The 18,093-nt window shown below is 44.2% G+C and carries 16 protein-coding genes; 12 read left to right on the forward strand and 4 right to left on the reverse strand.

Annotation, left to right across the window (positions count from 1 at the left end; translation table 11 throughout):
- The first annotated feature begins 413 nt into the window (after positions 1-413).
- On the forward strand, positions 414-1,787 hold the full coding sequence (dbpA, locus tag IEY42_RS16290; protein ID WP_188926280.1) for an ATP-dependent RNA helicase DbpA: 1,374 nt from the start codon (positions 414-416) through the stop codon (positions 1,785-1,787).
- Positions 1,788-1,914: 127 nt separating this feature from the next.
- On the opposite strand, the gene IEY42_RS16295 is transcribed toward dbpA, so the two are convergent.
- The gene (locus IEY42_RS16295; protein ID WP_188926237.1) at positions 1,915-3,417 is read right to left on the reverse strand and encodes a DEAD/DEAH box helicase; all 1,503 of its coding nucleotides are present in this window, start codon (positions 3,415-3,417) and stop codon (positions 1,915-1,917) included.
- Between the two features lie 321 nt (positions 3,418-3,738).
- Between IEY42_RS16295 and IEY42_RS16300 the strand changes: the two genes are divergently transcribed.
- From IEY42_RS16300 to nqrF, 9 genes are all read left to right on the forward strand, one after another.
- The gene (locus IEY42_RS16300) at positions 3,739-4,812 is read left to right on the forward strand and encodes a DUF3626 domain-containing protein (protein WP_188926239.1); all 1,074 of its coding nucleotides are present in this window, start codon (positions 3,739-3,741) and stop codon (positions 4,810-4,812) included.
- Positions 4,813-4,979: 167 nt separating this feature from the next.
- The gene (gene cydD / locus IEY42_RS16305) at positions 4,980-6,758 is read left to right on the forward strand and encodes a heme ABC transporter permease/ATP-binding protein CydD (RefSeq protein ID WP_188926241.1); all 1,779 of its coding nucleotides are present in this window, start codon (positions 4,980-4,982) and stop codon (positions 6,756-6,758) included.
- An 83-nt stretch (positions 6,759-6,841) separates the two neighbouring features.
- Complete coding sequence (gene cydC / locus IEY42_RS16310) at positions 6,842-8,542, forward strand: heme ABC transporter ATP-binding protein/permease CydC (protein WP_188926282.1); 1,701 nt, start codon at positions 6,842-6,844, stop codon at positions 8,540-8,542.
- 298 nt (positions 8,543-8,840) lie between these two features.
- On the forward strand, positions 8,841-10,217 hold the full coding sequence (locus tag IEY42_RS16315; protein WP_188926243.1) for a Na(+)-translocating NADH-quinone reductase subunit A: 1,377 nt from the start codon (positions 8,841-8,843) through the stop codon (positions 10,215-10,217).
- On the forward strand, positions 10,217-11,428 hold the full coding sequence (locus tag IEY42_RS16320; RefSeq protein ID WP_188926245.1) for an NADH:ubiquinone reductase (Na(+)-transporting) subunit B: 1,212 nt from the start codon (positions 10,217-10,219) through the stop codon (positions 11,426-11,428). Before IEY42_RS16315 ends, IEY42_RS16320 begins: the two co-directional genes overlap by 1 nt.
- Positions 11,418-12,185, forward strand: a complete 768-nt coding sequence (locus IEY42_RS16325; protein ID WP_188926247.1) for a Na(+)-translocating NADH-quinone reductase subunit C — start codon at positions 11,418-11,420, stop codon at positions 12,183-12,185. Before IEY42_RS16320 ends, IEY42_RS16325 begins: the two co-directional genes overlap by 11 nt.
- Positions 12,186-12,806: an NADH:ubiquinone reductase (Na(+)-transporting) subunit D gene (locus tag IEY42_RS16330; protein ID WP_188918179.1), complete on the forward strand. Its 621-nt coding sequence runs from the start codon at positions 12,186-12,188 to the stop codon at positions 12,804-12,806.
- A gap of 9 nt (positions 12,807-12,815) precedes the next feature.
- Entirely contained in the window at positions 12,816-13,424 is a 609-nt protein-coding gene (gene nqrE / locus IEY42_RS16335) for an NADH:ubiquinone reductase (Na(+)-transporting) subunit E (protein ID WP_188926249.1), read from the forward strand.
- A gap of 24 nt (positions 13,425-13,448) precedes the next feature.
- Complete coding sequence (gene nqrF / locus IEY42_RS16340) at positions 13,449-14,666, forward strand: NADH:ubiquinone reductase (Na(+)-transporting) subunit F (protein WP_188926251.1); 1,218 nt, start codon at positions 13,449-13,451, stop codon at positions 14,664-14,666.
- Between the two features lie 71 nt (positions 14,667-14,737).
- Here the strand turns inward: nqrF and IEY42_RS16345 are convergent, their stop codons facing one another.
- On the reverse strand, positions 14,738-14,917 hold the full coding sequence (locus IEY42_RS16345; protein ID WP_188918174.1) for a helix-turn-helix domain-containing protein: 180 nt from the start codon (positions 14,915-14,917) through the stop codon (positions 14,738-14,740).
- A gap of 100 nt (positions 14,918-15,017) precedes the next feature.
- Entirely contained in the window at positions 15,018-15,704 is a 687-nt protein-coding gene (locus IEY42_RS16350; protein WP_188926253.1) for a Rossmann-fold NAD(P)-binding domain-containing protein, read from the reverse strand.
- A gap of 151 nt (positions 15,705-15,855) precedes the next feature.
- Between IEY42_RS16350 and IEY42_RS16355 the strand changes: the two genes are divergently transcribed.
- Positions 15,856-16,524, forward strand: a complete 669-nt coding sequence (locus IEY42_RS16355; protein ID WP_188926255.1) for a nitroreductase family protein — start codon at positions 15,856-15,858, stop codon at positions 16,522-16,524.
- Between the two features lie 132 nt (positions 16,525-16,656).
- Positions 16,657-17,043, forward strand: coding sequence for a hypothetical protein (locus tag IEY42_RS16360; protein WP_188926257.1), 387 nt, complete (start codon positions 16,657-16,659; stop codon positions 17,041-17,043).
- Positions 17,044-17,090: 47 nt separating this feature from the next.
- On the opposite strand, the gene IEY42_RS16365 is transcribed toward IEY42_RS16360, so the two are convergent.
- Positions 17,091-18,017, reverse strand: a complete 927-nt coding sequence (locus tag IEY42_RS16365; RefSeq protein ID WP_188926259.1) for an LpxL/LpxP family Kdo(2)-lipid IV(A) lauroyl/palmitoleoyl acyltransferase — start codon at positions 18,015-18,017, stop codon at positions 17,091-17,093.
- Positions 18,018-18,093: the final 76 nt, after the last annotated feature.

Below are 18,093 nucleotides of genomic sequence, written 5' to 3' on the forward strand. Positions count from 1 at the left end.
CTTGAAGAGACGTGTTTCAGAGCTTCACCGTGTTTTCAATACTAGGCGCGTTAATGCAGTAATGTAGGTACCTTATAAGTTAACGTAACAACGTAGTGGAAGCACGGTGAAACTCCCAAAGGGCAAGTTTTACACGCGTTTATGCTGCGGCTTTTGTTAATTTAGCTGATTTTGGAAAGGGAATAACCATTACCAGCAATCAATGCCTTGTCTAAACGCGTGTAAATTCTTGCTGAAATCGAGCATCTTCAGGTTGATTGGGTATATATGGCCAAGGACAATTTGATGTGTAGCATTCGCTATACTGACAATAATCACCTTGGCTAATTTGTTTGTGCAGCACTTGTGCGCTTTTTTGCTTTCGATATCAGAGGATATTCGCCTTGAGTAAGTCTACTGAACCGGCCGTTAACATGGCTTTCGCATCACTTAATTTAAAAACTGAATTGCTTGAAAACCTACAAACTATGGGCTTTGAATCAATGACTCAAATCCAGGCCGAAAGCTTACCGCCAATTTTGGCCGGTGAAGACGTGATTGGCCAAGCAAAAACAGGTTCAGGTAAAACGGCTGCGTTTGGTTTAGGTTTGCTCAATAAGCTTGATGTAAAACGTTTTCGTATTCAAACCATGGTGTTGTGCCCAACCCGTGAGCTTGCTGACCAGGTCGCTGAAGAAATCCGTACACTTGCCCGCGGTATTCATAACATTAAAGTATTAACCTTGTGTGGTGGTGTGCCAATGGGGCCGCAAGTGGGTTCGCTTGAACACGGCGCGCATATTATTGTTGGCACGCCGGGTCGTATTGTCGATCATTTAGATCGTAACCGCTTAGATTTAAGCAACATGAACATGTTGATTTTAGATGAAGCCGATCGCATGTTAGAAATGGGCTTTCAGCAGCATATCGACCAGATTATTGCTGCTGCGCCGCGTGAACGCCAAACGTTATTATTTAGCGCGACATTCCCTGAGCAAATCAAATCGATCGCCGATCAAATTATGTATAACCCTGTGATGGTCAAAGTTGAGCAAAAGCATGACAACTTAACCATTGAACAGCACTTTTACCGTATTGATGACAACAAAGGTCGCCTTGAGGCGTTGCGTTTGTTGTTGCTTGATAAGCAACCGCGCAGCTCGGTAGTGTTTTGTAATACTAAGCGCGAAACCCAGCAAGTGGCAGATGCATTAGCTGAGTTTGGTTTTAGTGTGTTAGCACTGCACGGTGATTTAGAACAACGCGATCGCGATCAAATGTTATTACAGTTTGCTAACCGCAGTGCCCGTATTTTGGTGGCGACAGATGTGGCGGCGCGCGGCCTAGACATTGATGAGCTTGATGCAGTATTTAACTACCACATTGCTTACGATACCGAAGTACACATTCACCGTATTGGCCGTACTGGCCGTGCGGGTAGCTCGGGTGCAGCTTATACCTTCTTTGGTGAAGATGACGGTTACAAAATGGCAATGATTGAAGAAGCCATGAACAAAGATATCATCGGTGAAACACTACCCGCGATGAGTGCACTCAACAAGCAGCCTCAAACGGCTGAGATGATCACCATTCAAATAGATGCGGGTAAAAAGCAAAAGATCCGTCCAGGCGACATTGTTGGCGCATTAACTGGTGATAACGGCCTAGATTTTAATGATATTGGTAAAATTAAAGTCACTGAGTTCCGTGCCTATGTTGCTGTAAGCAGTAAGGCGTCAAAGCAAGCGCTGAATAAACTCAATAAAGGTAAGTTGAAGGGTCGTAACTATCGGGCCTGGTTTATGTAATCGTAAAAAATGTTTAAACAAAAAACCGCTGAACAATGTTCAGCGGTTTTTTATTGGCTAAGAAACGATTGGCTTAGCAGCTATTCACTAAGCAATAAGACATAAATCGTATCGCTTAAATTCAATCTTAGTTTTTTACTTTGGCATTGGCGTATGGATTAACGCTGCCCTTTGACGCAGAACCCGTGTTGCTATTGCTACTCGCTGCAGCGCCACCAGTTGCACCACCGCTGCGACGCGGTGGACGGTTACGCTGTGGTGGTTTGTTACCATTGGCAATCGCTTCAGCTCTGTTGCCGGCGGCTTTTGGCTTGTTAGCACCTTGCGACTGACCTTCTTTATTGCTGCGAGATTGCTGACGCGAGTCATATTTACGCGCAGGCTTATCACCTTGTGCACCATTGGCTTGCTGCTGAGCATGCTTGCTGCGATTCGGGTTGGGCTTTTTAACACTATTGGCTTTATGACCTGAGCGGCTACTTGCTTCAGGGATAGTGAATGGTGCTTCAAAACCGGCAAGTTGTTTACGTTCAATAGTACGCTTAATTAAGCGCTCAATATCGTGCAACAATTTAACTTCTTCAAGGCCGACTAACGATACTGCTTGGCCCGTAGAACCTGCACGGCCAGTACGGCCAATACGATGAACATAATCTTCAGGTACGTTAGGCAGGTCAAAGTTAACCACAAATGGTAGTTGGTCAATGTCGATACCGCGCGCTGCGATGTCAGTTGCCACCATAACTTGCACTGTGCCAGCTTTAAAATCAGCTAATGCTTTAGTGCGGGCAGTTTGGCTTTTATTACCATGGATAGCCGCCGCTTTAATGCCTGCAGCGTCTAAATTTTTGGCCAAACGGTTAGCGCCATGTTTAGTGCGCGAAAACACCAATACTTGTTTCCAATCGTTGGTTTTAATCAATTCGATTAACGCCATAGATTTACGGGTTTTATCCAATGGGTAAACACATTGAGTAACGGTATTGGCGGTGGCATTACGTGGCGTCACCGAAATCTCGACTGGGTTATTGACTAAGCCTTTCGCTAATTCACGGATGTCGTCCGAGAAGGTCGCCGAAAACATCAAGTTTTGACGTTTAGGCGGCAGTAACGCTAACACCTTTTTAATGTCGCGAATAAAGCCCATGTCTAACATGCGGTCAGCTTCGTCTAACACCAGGATTTCTAATTTACTAAAACTAATGGCTTTTTGTTGGCACAAGTCGAGTAATCGGCCTGGGGTTGCCACTAAAATATCAACGCCGTTACGCAGCGCGGCAAGTTGCGGGATAATGGATACTCCGCCAAATACTACGGCCGACTTAAGCGGTAAGTTAACGCCGTATGTGGCCACACTTTCTTGTACCTGGGCGGCTAATTCTCGCGTTGGTGTCAATACTAATGCACGCACTTGACCGCGTTGAGCACGGCTGCCTTTTGACAATAATTCTAGGATTGGCAGGGTAAATCCTGCGGTTTTTCCTGTCCCGGTTTGGGCTGCTGCCATCACATCTTGTCCGGCTAATACGGCAGGAATGGCTTGTGCTTGAATAGGAGAGGGGGTGTCATAACCTTGTTTTTCAACCGCTTTTAAAATAGCAGCATTCAGACCAAGTGAGGCAAAACTCATAGAAAAATCTCTTTGGGCAACGCATTGTTGCTTTGAATAAAAGGTAGCCAGAAACGGCGGCCGTGAAGCTTACCTGAAAACAGCTATAAGTGCTAATAAACTCTTGATAATTGCAAGCTATGCGGTGCTGTTGGCCCTTGCTGTGGTGTCTTTGAGACACATTTAGCTATCAATGCTTATGAATATAATGATTTAGAATGAAATAGTGTTAATCTTGAGGCTACGATCAGTGCTAAAACTCAACTTATTACATACAATAAAATGACAACCTATATTCAGCGACTTAGCTGAGGTTATTTACTGTTAAGGTGATATCAACTGATGAAATTAACGGCACACTCACACATTGAGAAAACGGCATATGAGCTGCGAGATCACGCTCATGCTGTGATTAAGAATGTGTTGTTAATGTCGAACATTTCTACCTTAGCGTTACAAATGGCGATGCGCCAACTTTCTAGCCAGAGTCGAGTGGCTTTGCATTTTCACCCCGACCGAATTGATAGCCGTGGCCTCTGTGTGGTCGACGGCTTATTGCGCGACGGTGTGTATAAAAGCCAGTTTGAAACTCATGTGTCTAATGGCCATTTGTCGCCTGAGCTTGGTGGCTCCCGCGACCATTGGGAAAACCAGTTATTTGGCAATTGTTATTCTGGCATTAAGCATCGCCCCAAATACGGCGCGCTTGATTTTGGTCTCTGTCCGTTAGGCCCAGCACCGCGTTTTGGCAGTTGTTACTTAGTGACTCATTCGCAAATATTGCCGCGCTGTACTTTCAGCTATATGGACTCGTACCGACTGCCAAAAGAGAAAGGCACCATTAAGTGCTTTGATGTGATTTTAGCGGCGCTATTGAGCGAAAGTTTTGAGCGCCAATATGCCTTAGGCTGCGAAGGGCTTAAACCCAGTAAGTTGATTAATTACTTTAGTCAGCATTTAACCGCCCCGACAGAAAAGCGTTTTGACAATCAACCTTGCGGTAATTTGGATCATTATATTGAGGCGCAAATTCACGGTGATTTATCGTTAGATAAAGATGTTGCCGTGTTAGTGGCCGACCCCTCATTTATTGGCAGTCAAATTGGTGATTCTTTACTGGCACTGTGCGATGAATATGACATTGAACTGCTTTGGCACAATGGCAGACAAATGCGGGTTACAGATGTCCCCGATGACTTTCGTGGTGCGGCGATGCCAACGTTGGCACAAAGTATTGCTGAAGATCAGATAATCAATGCTGAAATTATTGGCCGAGCTGCTTATCAACTGCAAAAGCAACCGACCTCCTGGAGTGAGCGCGGTGCGCACACCAAAAAGATGCAAGACTTAAAACTGTTATGGCATGTGTTAGTTAAATACGGTCATACTCCCTCGAATGAACCTTTTCTGTTGTAGGTTAAGCTTGATTTAAGCGCGATTCCCTATAACTGATATCCATTACTGATAGTCCATTAGCAAAATGTGAATCAGTTAACATTTACACTGTTTAAGGTGTTATCTCTGGCCCAGTGCTGCGATACTGCAAGCCAATTTGGGGCATAGTTCAACACAGCCGGAGCGTTATGGATAAGTCGTTAGAAAAGTCATTAACTCAGTGGCTTAAAAGTCAACAGCCTGCCTGTGGTATTTTCCTTAAGTTATCTATTTTATGTGGCTGGCTCAATGGCGTTGCTATTGTGGGTCAGGCCTATTGTATCGCGCGTATTTTGCAGCAAGTGATTATGCAAAATATGCCATTGCAAGCATCGAGCATTGAGTTTATGGGTCTCATTGGTCTGTTACTCTTGCGTGCTGCATTAGTGCAAGTGCGTGAGCGAGTGAGTTTTGAGGCGGGTAAACGTTTACGCAGCGACATTCGCCAAGCTGTGTTGAATAAGTTGGTTGAGTTAGGGCCTGTGTTTATTAAGGGTAAACCTTCCGGTGCGTGGGCAAGCATAGTGTTTGAGCAAGTTGAAGATTTGCACGACTATTACGCTAAATACGTGCCGCAAATGATGTTAGCCGGCTTTATCCCTTTGCTCATTTTGGTGTGTGTATTTCCGCTTAACTGGGCTGCAGGGGTTATCTTATTAATCACAGCCCCCTTGATCCCAATGTTTATGATTTTAGTGGGTATGGGCGCGGCCGATGCTAACCGTAAAAATGTTAAAGCGTTAGCACGTTTAAGCGGCCATTTTATGGACCGCTTAAAAGGCTTACAAACCGTTAAGTTATTTCATCGCGGTGATGCTGAGCTTAGTAATATTGAAAGCGCATCAGAAGACTTTCGTAGTCGCACCATGTCGGTGCTGCGTTTAGCTTTTTTAAGTTCAGCGGTATTAGAGTTTTTTGCAGCAGTGTCGATTGCCGTGCTAGCAGTTTACTTTGGCTTTAGTTATTTAGACCATTTAGATTTTGGCCATTACGGCGTCAGTATTAGCTTATTTACCGGCATGTTTGTACTCATTTTAGCGCCCGAGTTTTTTCAGCCCTTGCGCGATTTAGGCACCCATTACCATGCTAAAGCGCAAGCCATTGGCGCTGCAGAAACCTTAGTTGAATTACTCGACTACCAGGTTGAAGGCACTAAAACAGATGCTCAAAGCTCAACTAAAGCGTCATTTTCAACCGATGCCATCAGCATTGAAGTGGTTGATTTTGAGGTGTTCAGCCTCGACGGACAGCGCTTATTAGGGCCGATTTCCTTTACCTTGCCTGCGGGCGAACATTGGGCGATTGTTGGCCCAAGTGGTGCAGGAAAAACCAGTTTACTTAATGCTTTATTAGGCTTTTTACCCTACAAAGGCCAACTAATGGTGAATCAACAATCTCTGTCGACTATTTCGCCTAGCGACTGGCGCCGGCATTTAGCTTGGCTTGGTCAGGACCCTCAATTGTTTCATGGCACGGTGCGCGATAATGTCGCACTGGCAAATCCACAATTAACCGACTCGCAAATTATGACGCTACTTGAACAAGCCAATATTAGCGACTTTGTCACTAAGCATGCCCAAGGACTAGACCTGATGATCAGCGATCAAAGCGCGGGAGTCTCTGTTGGTCAAGCGCAACGTTTTGCTTTAGCACGGGCACTCGCGCAACCCGCCAAGCTGTTTTTACTCGATGAGCCAACTGCCAGTTTAGATGCTCAAAGCGAGCAGTTTGTGTTGGCGTCATTGCAAACCGCCATGCAAGGCGCGAGTGGGTTAACCGTTACCCATCGGTTAGATGACTTAAACGCAATGGATAAGGTGTTGGTGATGGATAAAGGCCTTATTGTGCAGCAAGGTGAGGTGAGTGAGTTACTTGGCAGTGAAGGCTTGTTAGCGCAAATGCTTAATCAACAGCAGGAGGGTTACTAATGAATCACTCAACTGAGCAAACCTCACTGCAAACTGACTCGCCTCAAACTGCAGCACAATCGATACCAACACGGAGCACATCATTGCGAGTATTAATGCCGTTTTTAGCCTTGTTTCGCCGCCAATGGTTGATGATGCTGACCGGCTTAATATTAACCTTTATCACCTTATTAACCGGCATTGGTTTGTTGTCATTATCGGGCTGGTTTTTATCGGCCACAGCAATCGCGGGGTTATCAGTTGCTACAGCGCAAATGTTTAACTTTTTCACCCCAGCTGGCGGCGTGCGATTTTTCTCTATTGCACGAACAGCAAGCCGCTACGGTGAGCGTTTAGCCACCCACGAAGCCACATTTAAATTGTTAACTCAGTTACGCATTTGGGCGTGGAAAAAGCTCTTACCGTTGAGCGCCGCTAACTTACAAGGGCTGCGCCGTGGTGATTTGCTTAATCGTTTAGTCGCCGATATCGACACCTTAGATCATTTGTATTTACGCTTGCTAACGCCTTTAGTGGCGTCATTATTGATGATTGCAGGACTGTTTGTTTTTTTAGCCTGGTTTGACCTTAACTTAGCCTTGAGTTTATGCAGTATTTTATTGCTTGCTTGGTGTGTATTACCCGTGGTGTTTTATGCTCTGGGTAAAACGCCAGGTCGAGCATTAATCGATGCGAAACAGCAGTACCGAGTCATGTTATTGGATGTGATTCAAGGCCAAGCCGAATTAAGCCTGTTTGCAGCAAACACGCGTTATTTAGCCAAACTTGAGCAAGCCCAAGCGCGATTATTTAGCCAACAAACAGCGATGGCCAATATTACCGGCTTAAGCCAAGCCATGCTGATTTTAGTTAATGGCACCGCCGTGGTGGTGATGTTGTATTTGGCCAGCCAGGGCGTGGGCGATGCAACGCCACCAGGACCGTTAATGGCGTTAATGGTATTTGCTACTATGGCGAGCCTGGAGATGATGATGCCCATCGCAGGTGCATTTCAACATTTATCCAGTACCCTGTTAGCCGCGCAGCGAGTCACAGACATAACCGAACAAACACCTGCGATAAGCTTTGATTCGCACAGCCCCTTAAAAGCCAACTCGGGCGCGCTGACATTACACAATGTTCATTTTGCTTATCAACCACACACCCCTATTTTACAAGGGCTGAGCTTAACCCTTAACGCAGGTCAAAAAGTGGCAATACTAGGCCCAACCGGGTGTGGTAAGTCGAGTTTGTTGGGGCTAGTGACGCGTGAATGGTCAGCCCAACAAGGTGATATTACCCTCGATGGTCAACCCCTTTGCGATTACAGTGAAGCAGAGCTTAGAGCGTCAATGACCGTTGTGAGTCAACGTATTTATTTGTTTGCAGGCACGCTGCGCGAAAATTTAACGCTGGCTTTACCTTATCAACAAGGTGAACCTAAAAAAGCTCACGATGAACGCTTTATCTCGGTATTACAACAAGTCGGCTTAGGGGCGTTGTTGCAAGGCGACAAACCGCTAGACATGTGGATTGGTGAGGGTGGCCGACAATTATCGGGTGGCGAACAGCGCCGTATTGGTGTTGCTAGAGCGTTATTACGCGATGCGCCATTATTATTGCTCGATGAACCTACCGAAGGGCTTGATAAACGCACCGAACGGGAGATACTTTCACTGTTGTTGAACTTTGCAGAAAATAAAACGTTATTGATGATTAGCCATCGTAGTACCGCCCTCGACAAGATGGATGCGGTTTATACTTTTCAACAAGGTAACTTACAACGCTCACAAGCTCATTATTGACATAAGTAGTGTTAAAAAGTGGTTTTCGCTTCTTAGATCCCTTTCAAATACTGGGTTTTATGCTTATTTGCTTTATTAGCAAGTAAGCATAAAGGCTCAGAAACGTAACAACCTTTCTGATACAAAAATTACATAAAGTGTTTTCGCTGGTTGAGATAAATTGATCTGCCTCACAAATTTGTGATTAGGTTATGTTCCAAAATTACAAGCCGAGCTGGGAGTGTGATCTTTGTTCATATATTAGCAGTTGCAAACATATACTATAAGCTATCGAAATTTTTTTAAGATGGTGAATGACATGACTGGTGTGACAAATCCAGTGATAACCATTAAGCGGGGACTTGATATCCCGATTGCTGGTGAACCACTACAGCAAATAGACGGCGCGCCTAAAACCACGCAAGTGGCACTGATAGGCGAAGAGTACGTCGGGCTAAAACCAACCATGATGGTTGAAGTTGGCGACCGCGTGACAAAAGGCCAGGTTTTATTTGAAGATAAGAAAACGCCTGGCGTGCTATTTACCGCACCTGCTAGCGGCGTGGTTTCTGCGATTAATCGTGGCGAACGCCGTGTATTACAGTCAGTTGTGATTGACTGTGATGCAGAGCAAACGACGGCAAAAGTGATAGAGCCAACTGAATTAACAAGCTTAAACCATGAAAGCGTAAAGCAAGCTCTTGTTAAAAGTGGCTTGTGGACTGCGTTTAGAACGCGTCCGTTTTCACGGGTACCCCAACTTGATGCGACCCCTGCTGGCATATTTGTCACCGCAGTTGATACTAATCCATTAGCGGCAGACCCTCGGGTGGTGATTGCAACTCAGCCACAGGCTTTTGAGGCGGGTTTATATGTATTAGGCCTATTAACTTCTGGCAAAGTGTACTTGTGTCAGGATGACGGCGAATCGTTACTGTCTGCAACATCAAAATACGACTTATCTCGTGTAAGTGTACAAGGTTTTAACGGTGTACACCCAGCAGGCTTAGTCGGTACTCATATTCATTCTTTATTGCCAGTCAGTATTGAACGTCAAGTGTGGCACTTGGGTTATCAAGACGTGATAGCGTTTGGCAAATTGTTTTTAACAGGTGAGCTTTATACCGACCGCATCGTCGCACTGGCTGGCCCTAATGTGTTAAAACCTCGCTTAGTGCGCACTCAATTGGGTGCTAAGTTGAGCGAATGGGTCGCGCCTGAAATTGATCAGCGCCAATCACGCATCGTGTCTGGCTCGTTATTGTCAGGCCATACAGCAGCTGGCGTTTATGATTACCTTGGTCGATTCCACAACCAGGTGAGTGTATTAACTGAAAACGATCGCCAGGAAGTATTACCTTGGGTTCGCCATGACAGTAATAAGTTTTCGCTCACCGGTATCATGATGTCAGGCTTTAGCCGCACCAAAAAATTATTTGATTTTACCACTCATGCTGGTGGCTCACCTCGCGCCATGATGGCGTTTGGTCGATTAGACCATGTGATGCCTTTGGATATTTTACCTATCTTACTTGTACGTGATTTAGTGGTACGTGATACCGACGAAGCACAACTGCTTGGCGCATTAGAGCTAGATGAAGAAGATTTAGCCTTATGTACATTTGTTTGCCCAGGAAAGTATGACTTTGGTAAAGAACTTCGTGCTTGCCTAGATATTATCGAGAGGGAAGGTTAATGAGTCAGCAACAGAAAAAGCCCAGCCAAGATAGCTATTACGCTCATGGCGACTCGATGCGTAGTTTCTTACGTTCATTATGGATTGCCAATGGCCGTAGCACCAAAGGTCATGTGCATATCCGTGATGCAATTGATGTTAAACGCACCATGCACATTGTGGGCATGTGTTTATTCCCTGCCATGTTATTTGGTATGTACAACTTGGGGCTGCAAGCCCAGGTGGCCATTATGGCCGGTGCTGCGCAACCAGAAGTATGGCAACTGGCTATTTATAACTTGTTGTTTGGGCCGTTAACTGAAAGCTCAGGCTTAATCAGTTTATTTGCCTATGGCGCCAGTTTTTATGTGCCATTTTACCTCACTGCATTGGTAGTAAGCCTCGTGTGGGAGGTGGTATTTGCCAAAGTCCGCCGCCAAGAGTTACACGAAGGCTTCTTTGTCACAGCGTTATTGTTCTCGCTAATTTTACCCATTTCAACACCGTTATGGATTGTGGCACTTGGCCTCAGTTTTGGTGTGATTGTAGCAAAAGAGATGTTTGGCGGCATGGGGTATAACTTTTTAAACCCTGCACTGGCCGGTTATGCATTTATCTATTTTGCTTACCCAACTGAAGTGGCTGCATTAAGCCAATTTGTGGCGGTTGATGGCTATTCTGGCGCAACCACATTAACCCTAACAGTGGCTAAAAAGCTCAGTTTTGTCGATGCAAGCTGGTTTAGTGTGTTTAGCGATAGCACTTGGTGGGATGCGTTTTTAGGGTTTACCCCTGGTTCTGTTGGCGAAACGAGCACCTTAGCGATTTTAATTGGTGGCGGTATTTTACTGCTAACTCGTGTGGCCGATTGGCGTGTTGTGGCTGGCGTGATGGTTGGGATGATCTTAACAGTAGTATTGTTTAACTACTTTGGATCAAGCAGAAACCCAATGTCAGCAATGCCGTGGACATGGCATTTAGTGACTGGTGGTTTTGCCATAGGGATGATGTTTATGGCGACCGATCCTGTGACCGCCTCATATACTCGCAAAGCTAAGTTCGCTTATGGTTTTATGATTGGTTTGATGACCATTATTATCCGTTTACTCAATGCCAAAATGCCAGAAGGCATTATGTTAGCCATTTTGTTTACCAATTTATGGGCACCGTTATTCGACTATCTAGTCGCTCAAGCCAATATCAAACGGAGACTAAAACGTCATGGCCTTTAAAAAAGATACCGTTACTGGAACTATGATTTTTATTATCGTTTTAAGTTTGGTTTGCTCGTTTATGATCACAGGTACAGCTGAGATTTTAAAAGAGCGTAAGCTGGCTAAAAAACGTGATGAAGTGAAGCAGTTTGTATTAAAAGCCGCAGGCATTGATATTAGCCAAGGTGATTTTAATGCCCTGTTCGAACAACGTGTTAAGCCTAAAATGGTGAATCTGGCCAGTGGTCAAGTTACCGAAAAAGACAACTTACTCGATTTTGACGAGCGTATGGCGGCCATTAACCCTGAGACGTCAACTAAGCCTAAAAAAGATATCGCCAAGATTAAAACCATGGCGACTGATATCCGTATTTTTGAAGTTTATGATGCTAATGGTCAGCTATCTAGCATTGTGATGCCAATCTACGGTAAAGGTTTATGGTCGATTATTTACGGTTACATGGCAATTAGGCCTGATCTGAACACCATTGAAAATATCGTATTTTATGAACACGGTGAAACCCCAGGTATTGCTGATTTTGTTACCGACCCACAATGGTTAGCTTTGTGGCAGGGCAAAAAGTTGTTTGATGACAAAGGCAAAGTGGCTATTAAAGTCATCAAAGGCGGCGCTAAAGAAGGTGATATTCACGGTATCGATGGTGTCAGTGGTGCAACACGTACCGGTGTGGGGATTCAACGTTTAGTTGGGTTTTGGTTTGGCGTTGAAGGGTATCAAACCTATTTACACGCTATTGCTGCGGAGGGTAAATAAATGAGCCAAGTCAGTTCGACTCGCGAGATTTTAACATCGCCAATTTTTACCAATAACCCTGTTGCTATGCAGGTACTGGGTGTGTGTTCGGCATTGGCGGTCAGTAACTCAATGCAGACCGCATTAGTGATGACCTTAGCCGTGACCTTTGTACTGGTTTTTTCAAATGTAATTATTTCTAGTATTCGTCACTTTATTCCCAACAGTGTCCGTATTATTGCGCAAATGACCGTGATTGCTTCATTGGTGATTATCGTTGATATGGTGTTGCAAGATGTAGCGTATGAACTATCAAAACAGTTATCTGTGTTTGTAAGTTTAATCATTACTAACTGCATCATTATGGGCCGTGCAGAAGCCTTTGCCATGAAGCATCCACCGCATTTAGCGCTGGTTGACGCATTAGGCAACTCTATAGGTTATGGCTTGATTTTGTTAGGCGTGGCATTTGTACGTGAGTTATTAGGTCGTGGCAGTTTGTTTGGCCATGAGATATTAACCACCATCGAAAACGGTGGTTGGTACCTTGCAAATGAAATGTTCACATTACCGCCTAGCGCATTCTTTTTAATTGGCGTGATGATTTGGGCCATTAAAGTCGTTCAGCGTAAGCGCAGTTAAGGAGGCATCATGGAACACTATATTAATTTATTTATCCAGGCTGCATTTATCGACAACATGGCCCTGTCTTTTTTCTTGGGCATGTGTACGTTTCTTGCGGTATCTAAAAAGGTGTCTACCGCCTTTGGTTTAGGGATTGCTGTCATTGTGGTGATGATGTTGGCAGTGCCATTAAATCAAATCATTTACGTCAATATTCTTGCACCAGGCGCATTAGCCTGGGCAGGTTATGCTGAACTGAATTTAAGCTACTTGCAGCTCATTACCTTTATTGGGGTTATTGCCGCATTAGTGCAAATTTTAGAAATGTTTTTAGACCGTTACATTCCTACTTTGTATCAGTCATTGGGGATCTTTTTGCCGCTATTAACCGTAAACTGCGCCATTTTTGCTGGGGTAATTTTTATGGCTAACCGTGACTACAACTTAACTGAGTCAATCGTATTTGCTTCAGGTTCGGCTGTGGGTTGGGCGATGGCGATTGTATTACTTGCAGGTTTACGTGAGCGGATGAAGTTTCATGCCATTCCCGATGGGTTACAAGGTATCGGAATTACCTTTATTACCACTGGATTGATGGCACTTGGGTTTATGTCTTTTGCTGGCATCACGTTATAACGCATTGATAAGAAGGGCTATGTAATGGAAATGGCAATAGGTATAGGCATGTTTACCATTGTGGTATGCATCCTAGTAATGGTGATTTTACTCGCCAAGCGTAAGTTAGTCAGCACCGAAGATGTCACTATTAGTATTAACGGTGATGCTGAAAAAACAGTTAGAACGCCAGCGGGCGACAAGTTACTTGGCGCGTTAGCAGGACATCAAATTTTTATTCCGTCTGCATGTGGTGGCGGTGGTACTTGTGGTCAATGCCGTGTAACAGTAAAGTCTGGTGGCGGTGATATTTTGGCTACTGAGCTGGACCACATTACTAAAAAAGAAGCCAAAGAAGGTTGTCGTTTAGCGTGTCAGGTTGCCGTGCGTACCGACATGGAGCTTGAAGTTGACGAAGAAATCTTTGGAGTTAAAAAATGGCAATGTGAGGTTATTTCAAATGATAACCAGGCAACCTTTATTAAAGAATTGTTGTTAAAAATTCCTGATGGCGAAGAAGTGCTATTTAAAGCGGGTGGTTATATTCAAATTGAAGCCCCTGCGCATGAAGTGCGTTATGCCGATTTTGATATCCCTGAAGAATATCGTGGTGACTGGGTTAAATACGGTTTATTCGACTTAGTGTCTAAGGTAGATGAAGACGTATTACGTGCTTACTCAATGGCAAACTACCCTGATGAAAAGGGCCGCATTATGCTTAACGTGCGTATTGCGACCCCGCCAAAAGAAGGCTTACCACCAGGTAAAATGTCGTCGTACATCTTTAATTTAAAAGCCGGTGACAAGGTGACTATTTCAGGGCCATTTGGTGAGTTCTTTGTTAAAGAGACCGATGCTGAGATGGTGTTTGTTGGCGGTGGAGCGGGTATGGCGCCAATGCGATCACACATTTTTAATCAATTAAAAAGTGTTAAAACCAAGCGTAAAATGAGCTTTTGGTATGGCGCTCGCTCAACTCGTGAAGTGTTTTATCAACAAGACTTTGATCAGCTGGCTGCCGAAAATGATAACTTTGTGTGGCATGTGGCACTGTCTGATCCGCTGCCAGAAGATAACTGGACGGGTTACACCGGCTTTATTCATAATGTGCTGTATGAGAACTACTTAAAGCAGCATAAAGCGCCAGAAGATTGTGAGTTTTATATGTGTGGCCCTCCAATCATGAATGCCTCTGTAATTAGTATGCTAGAAAGTTTAGGTGTTGAATCTGAAAACATCTTGTTAGATGACTTTGGTGATTAATCTAGGCTACAAATAACAATCCCCAACGTGATAAGCGTTGGGGATTTTTTTATGCAGTAGACATTTAGAGTTTAACTTAAGCGATCAGAAAACCTCAAACAGCGCATAACCTCATCTTTATTAAAACTGAGCTCTTCACCATGTTGTTCGCTAGTTAATAAGCTTTCACGAGCGTAACGCCTAATTGTTGTTGGTGTTTTGTCCAGTATTTTGCAGACTTCATCTAAAGTTAAATAATCATTATCAATCATATTCACCTCCATTTTATGGTTTGCTAGTTAGTTAATTAACTCGGTGTCGCCTTTTGCGTTTTATCAGCCCCTAAAGCAATAATAAGAGCAGTTAGGCGTTTTATTCATGATGACGGTCATGCATCATCATATTGCTGATGGTTCTCGTTGTTGGGGCAGCTTGTGGCGCCAAAGCAACTTGATACATTGCTTCTGCTACTGTTTCAGCCTGGATTGGTTGATATTGTCGAAGAGGCCCCACAAATAACCACGACAAGCCCCCTAAAAGCACCTGGCCAATACCTTCTAAGAAGCGGCTCTCCTCACGTTTGCCAAGCAATAAACTGGGTTGGAAAATATTCAATACAGGGAGGGCGAGGGTCATGAGTGACTGCTCTAATTCACCTTTAACCCGGTTATAAAAGACGGATGACTTTGCACTGGCACCGTGGGCGGTAGTAACCACTAAAAATTTAAGCGCTGGGTTTGCTTGGGCCTGAACTAATTTTGCAAATGCCAGTACTGCTAGTTTGTCGACCTGAATAAACACCTCTTCACTGCCAGCTTGTTTAATCGTGGTCCCTAAGCAACAAAACGCATGATCAATTTTGTCGGTCAATGTGAGCTCGTGTAACTCATCAAGTTGGCAGGCAATAAATTGGACTTTTTCTGCGCCAAACTGATGCTCAACTAAAGCCGGTGTTGAGCGACCGATAACGATAACTTTGCTGTAGTGTTCACTTTCTATTAATTGGCTGAGTAACGCATTACCCACTAAGCCAGTCGCACCCATTATCGCTGCAATCATATAATCCTTTATTAAGCTAAATATTGAATTGATGGTATTGAATGTAATCTGTCATTGTGTCGGTTTCAATAAGAATATTTGTGTAGCATTTTTTGTTATGTTTGTTAGCTTAGAGCGATGTTTTCAATCGTCTCATTTATAAGGACTTGTTATGACCGCGCATTTGCCGCTCACCGATTTTATAGAATATCCTCAAGATGAAATGCTCAAGCGCGCGCAAGACAATTACCAACATGTTAAGCGTCGTCACTCCATACGGGTCTTTTCTGATCGCGCTGTCCCTCAAGCTATTATAGAGCAATGTATCTTGGCCGCTGGCACCGCACCTAACGGCGCTAACCACCAACCCTGGCATTTTGTGGCCATTAGTAGCCCTGAGATAAAAGCACAAATTCGACAGCAAGCAGAAGCTCTTGAGCAAGCTTTTTATGCTGGCAGAGCAGGCGAAGAGTGGTTAGATGCGTTAAAACCATTAGGCACCGACGCGAACAAACCTTATTTAGAGCATGCACCCTGGTTGATTGCGGTGTTTAGTCAGAAACGTAGCGAAGATGAGGGCGCGCAAAAGACAAATTATTATGTGCATGAGTCTGTGGGGATCGCGACTGGTTTTTTAATTCAGGCCTTGCACCATGCTGGGTTAGGTACGTTAACCCATACGCCCAAACCAATGAGCTTTTTAAGTAAGGTGTGTGGCCGCGACAACGATAATGAACGGCCTTATATGTTAATTATTGCAGGCTATCCCGCTGAGGGTGCGAGCATCCCACAGCATGCCGTGAATAAAAAGTCCCTCGCTGAAATGTGTGACTTTATCTAAGTTGAAGCAATATGCTTAGCTGTTTTTTAACCTTGTTAAAGCATATCGTGATTTGCTAAAGTAACTTATTATCGATAAGGATTAATGCTAGACTTTTTGGATGTATGAATAACCGTATTAAATGGAGTTAATATGAATCTAACAAGCTCTCTGCTGATATTTGCACTAGGCGGCATGGTGTCAATGCTCGCTGAAGCTGACAATCAACAGACTCAATCTACCCAGGGCGAATTGGTCGAATTGTCGATAATACTTAGTGAGCATTCTATTGCCCTAAATTGTTTACCGAAAACCCAAGCGGCCAGCATAAATGCAGATTGGGTGGTTGAGTGTAATCGATTGGCCTATGAATACTTATTAGCAAAATCTGCTGAAGGTATGGCGTTTCAACGCCAAGTGAATGAAAAACCTTTCGGCATGGCCGCCGACTTTATTGCCACTAATTTGATGCAAAATCCGGCCAGTTTTAAGGCGGCACATATTTCTCAAGAGTTTGAGTTTATACCTAAAAAAACCTAAATATTGTAGAAAATTGAATAAAAAAGCGCCGTTATGGCGCTTTTTTATTATTTGTATAACGATGGTGAGCCTTTAACTGGCCTGGTTTTAAAGCGTCGATGTAGCCACATATACTGGCTTCTGTTGCGGTTAATCAATTGTTCTACAACTTGATTACCGCGAATGGCATCGTCGGTTTCATTGTCGCCAGGAAAGTTATCCAGTGCGGGCATAATTTCGAGATTATAACCGGTGTCGTCGGCATTGCGTTCAACAAAGAATGGCAACACATTAGCTTTACCTAGCCTTGCCAATGAGGTTGCACCGGTAATGGTTGCAGCATCAGGCACGGCAAAAAATGGGATAAATACCGCGCTTGAACGGCCAAAGTCTTGATCGGCGGTATACCAGATAACATCAGGGCTGCGTAAACTGCGGATCATTTGGCGTACATCACGCTTAGGCACTAAGCCTTTATTTGAGCGTAAACGGCCTTTAACCTGTAAATATTCCATCACCGGATTGTTATGCGGGCGATATACGCCAATGCCAGGTGCAAATTGGCCAAAGATACGTGCGCCCATTTCAAGTGGTAAGCAATGCACCGCAAATAAAATTACCCCTTTACCATTGTCTAAGCTGTTACTGACATGCTCAGTGCCTTTAATGGTCATGTGTTGTTGAACACGTTCATTTGACCACCACCAAGCATTAATGGTGTCGAATAATGCTTTGCCGGTTTCTTCAAAGGTACTATCGAGGAGTTGCTGCTTGTCTGTTTCGCTCATGTCTGGAAAGCATAAATCAATATTGCGACGCGCTGTGTGCACACGACCTTTAGCGAGTTTTTTGACTAGGTGACCAATGGCGCTGCCCATTTTCATTTGCCAACGCAAGGGCAGTAATATCGTGGTGCGCATTAATAATACGCCAAACCACATAGGCCAATGTTTAGGATGATATAAATCAGAAGAAAATTCGGCTTTTTCGACCACAGATGACTCGTCTTGTTCTCAAAAATTATTTGTTATTCTAACTCATTATTCTGATGAAAATTAGGTACAATTGCGG

Source organism: Shewanella algicola, assembly GCF_014648035.1.
GTDB lineage: Bacteria > Pseudomonadota > Gammaproteobacteria > Enterobacterales > Shewanellaceae > Shewanella > Shewanella algicola.

Excerpts from the sequence above, each read along its gene's own strand:
- IEY42_RS16315 (WP_188926243.1), top strand. The coding sequence starts at position 8,841 with ATGACTGGTGTGACAAATCCAGTGATAACCATTAAGCGGGGACTTGAT.
- dbpA (WP_188926280.1), top strand. The coding sequence starts at position 414 with ATGGCTTTCGCATCACTTAATTTAAAAACTGAATTGCTTGAAAACCTA.
- IEY42_RS16355 (WP_188926255.1), top strand. The coding sequence starts at position 15,856 with ATGACCGCGCATTTGCCGCTCACCGATTTTATAGAATATCCTCAAGAT.
- IEY42_RS16325 (WP_188926247.1), top strand. The coding sequence starts at position 11,418 with ATGGCCTTTAAAAAAGATACCGTTACTGGAACTATGATTTTTATTATC.
- IEY42_RS16320 (WP_188926245.1), top strand. The coding sequence starts at position 10,217 with ATGAGTCAGCAACAGAAAAAGCCCAGCCAAGATAGCTATTACGCTCAT.
- IEY42_RS16330 (WP_188918179.1), top strand. The coding sequence starts at position 12,186 with ATGAGCCAAGTCAGTTCGACTCGCGAGATTTTAACATCGCCAATTTTT.
- IEY42_RS16350 (WP_188926253.1), bottom strand. The coding sequence starts at position 15,704 with ATGATTGCAGCGATAATGGGTGCGACTGGCTTAGTGGGTAATGCGTTA.
- IEY42_RS16345 (WP_188918174.1), bottom strand. The coding sequence starts at position 14,917 with ATGATTGATAATGATTATTTAACTTTAGATGAAGTCTGCAAAATACTG.
- IEY42_RS16360 (WP_188926257.1), top strand. The coding sequence starts at position 16,657 with ATGAATCTAACAAGCTCTCTGCTGATATTTGCACTAGGCGGCATGGTG.
- nqrE (WP_188926249.1), top strand. The coding sequence starts at position 12,816 with ATGGAACACTATATTAATTTATTTATCCAGGCTGCATTTATCGACAAC.
- nqrF (WP_188926251.1), top strand. The coding sequence starts at position 13,449 with ATGGAAATGGCAATAGGTATAGGCATGTTTACCATTGTGGTATGCATC.
- IEY42_RS16295 (WP_188926237.1), bottom strand. The coding sequence starts at position 3,417 with ATGAGTTTTGCCTCACTTGGTCTGAATGCTGCTATTTTAAAAGCGGTT.
- IEY42_RS16300 (WP_188926239.1), top strand. The coding sequence starts at position 3,739 with ATGAAATTAACGGCACACTCACACATTGAGAAAACGGCATATGAGCTG.
- cydD (WP_188926241.1), top strand. The coding sequence starts at position 4,980 with ATGGATAAGTCGTTAGAAAAGTCATTAACTCAGTGGCTTAAAAGTCAA.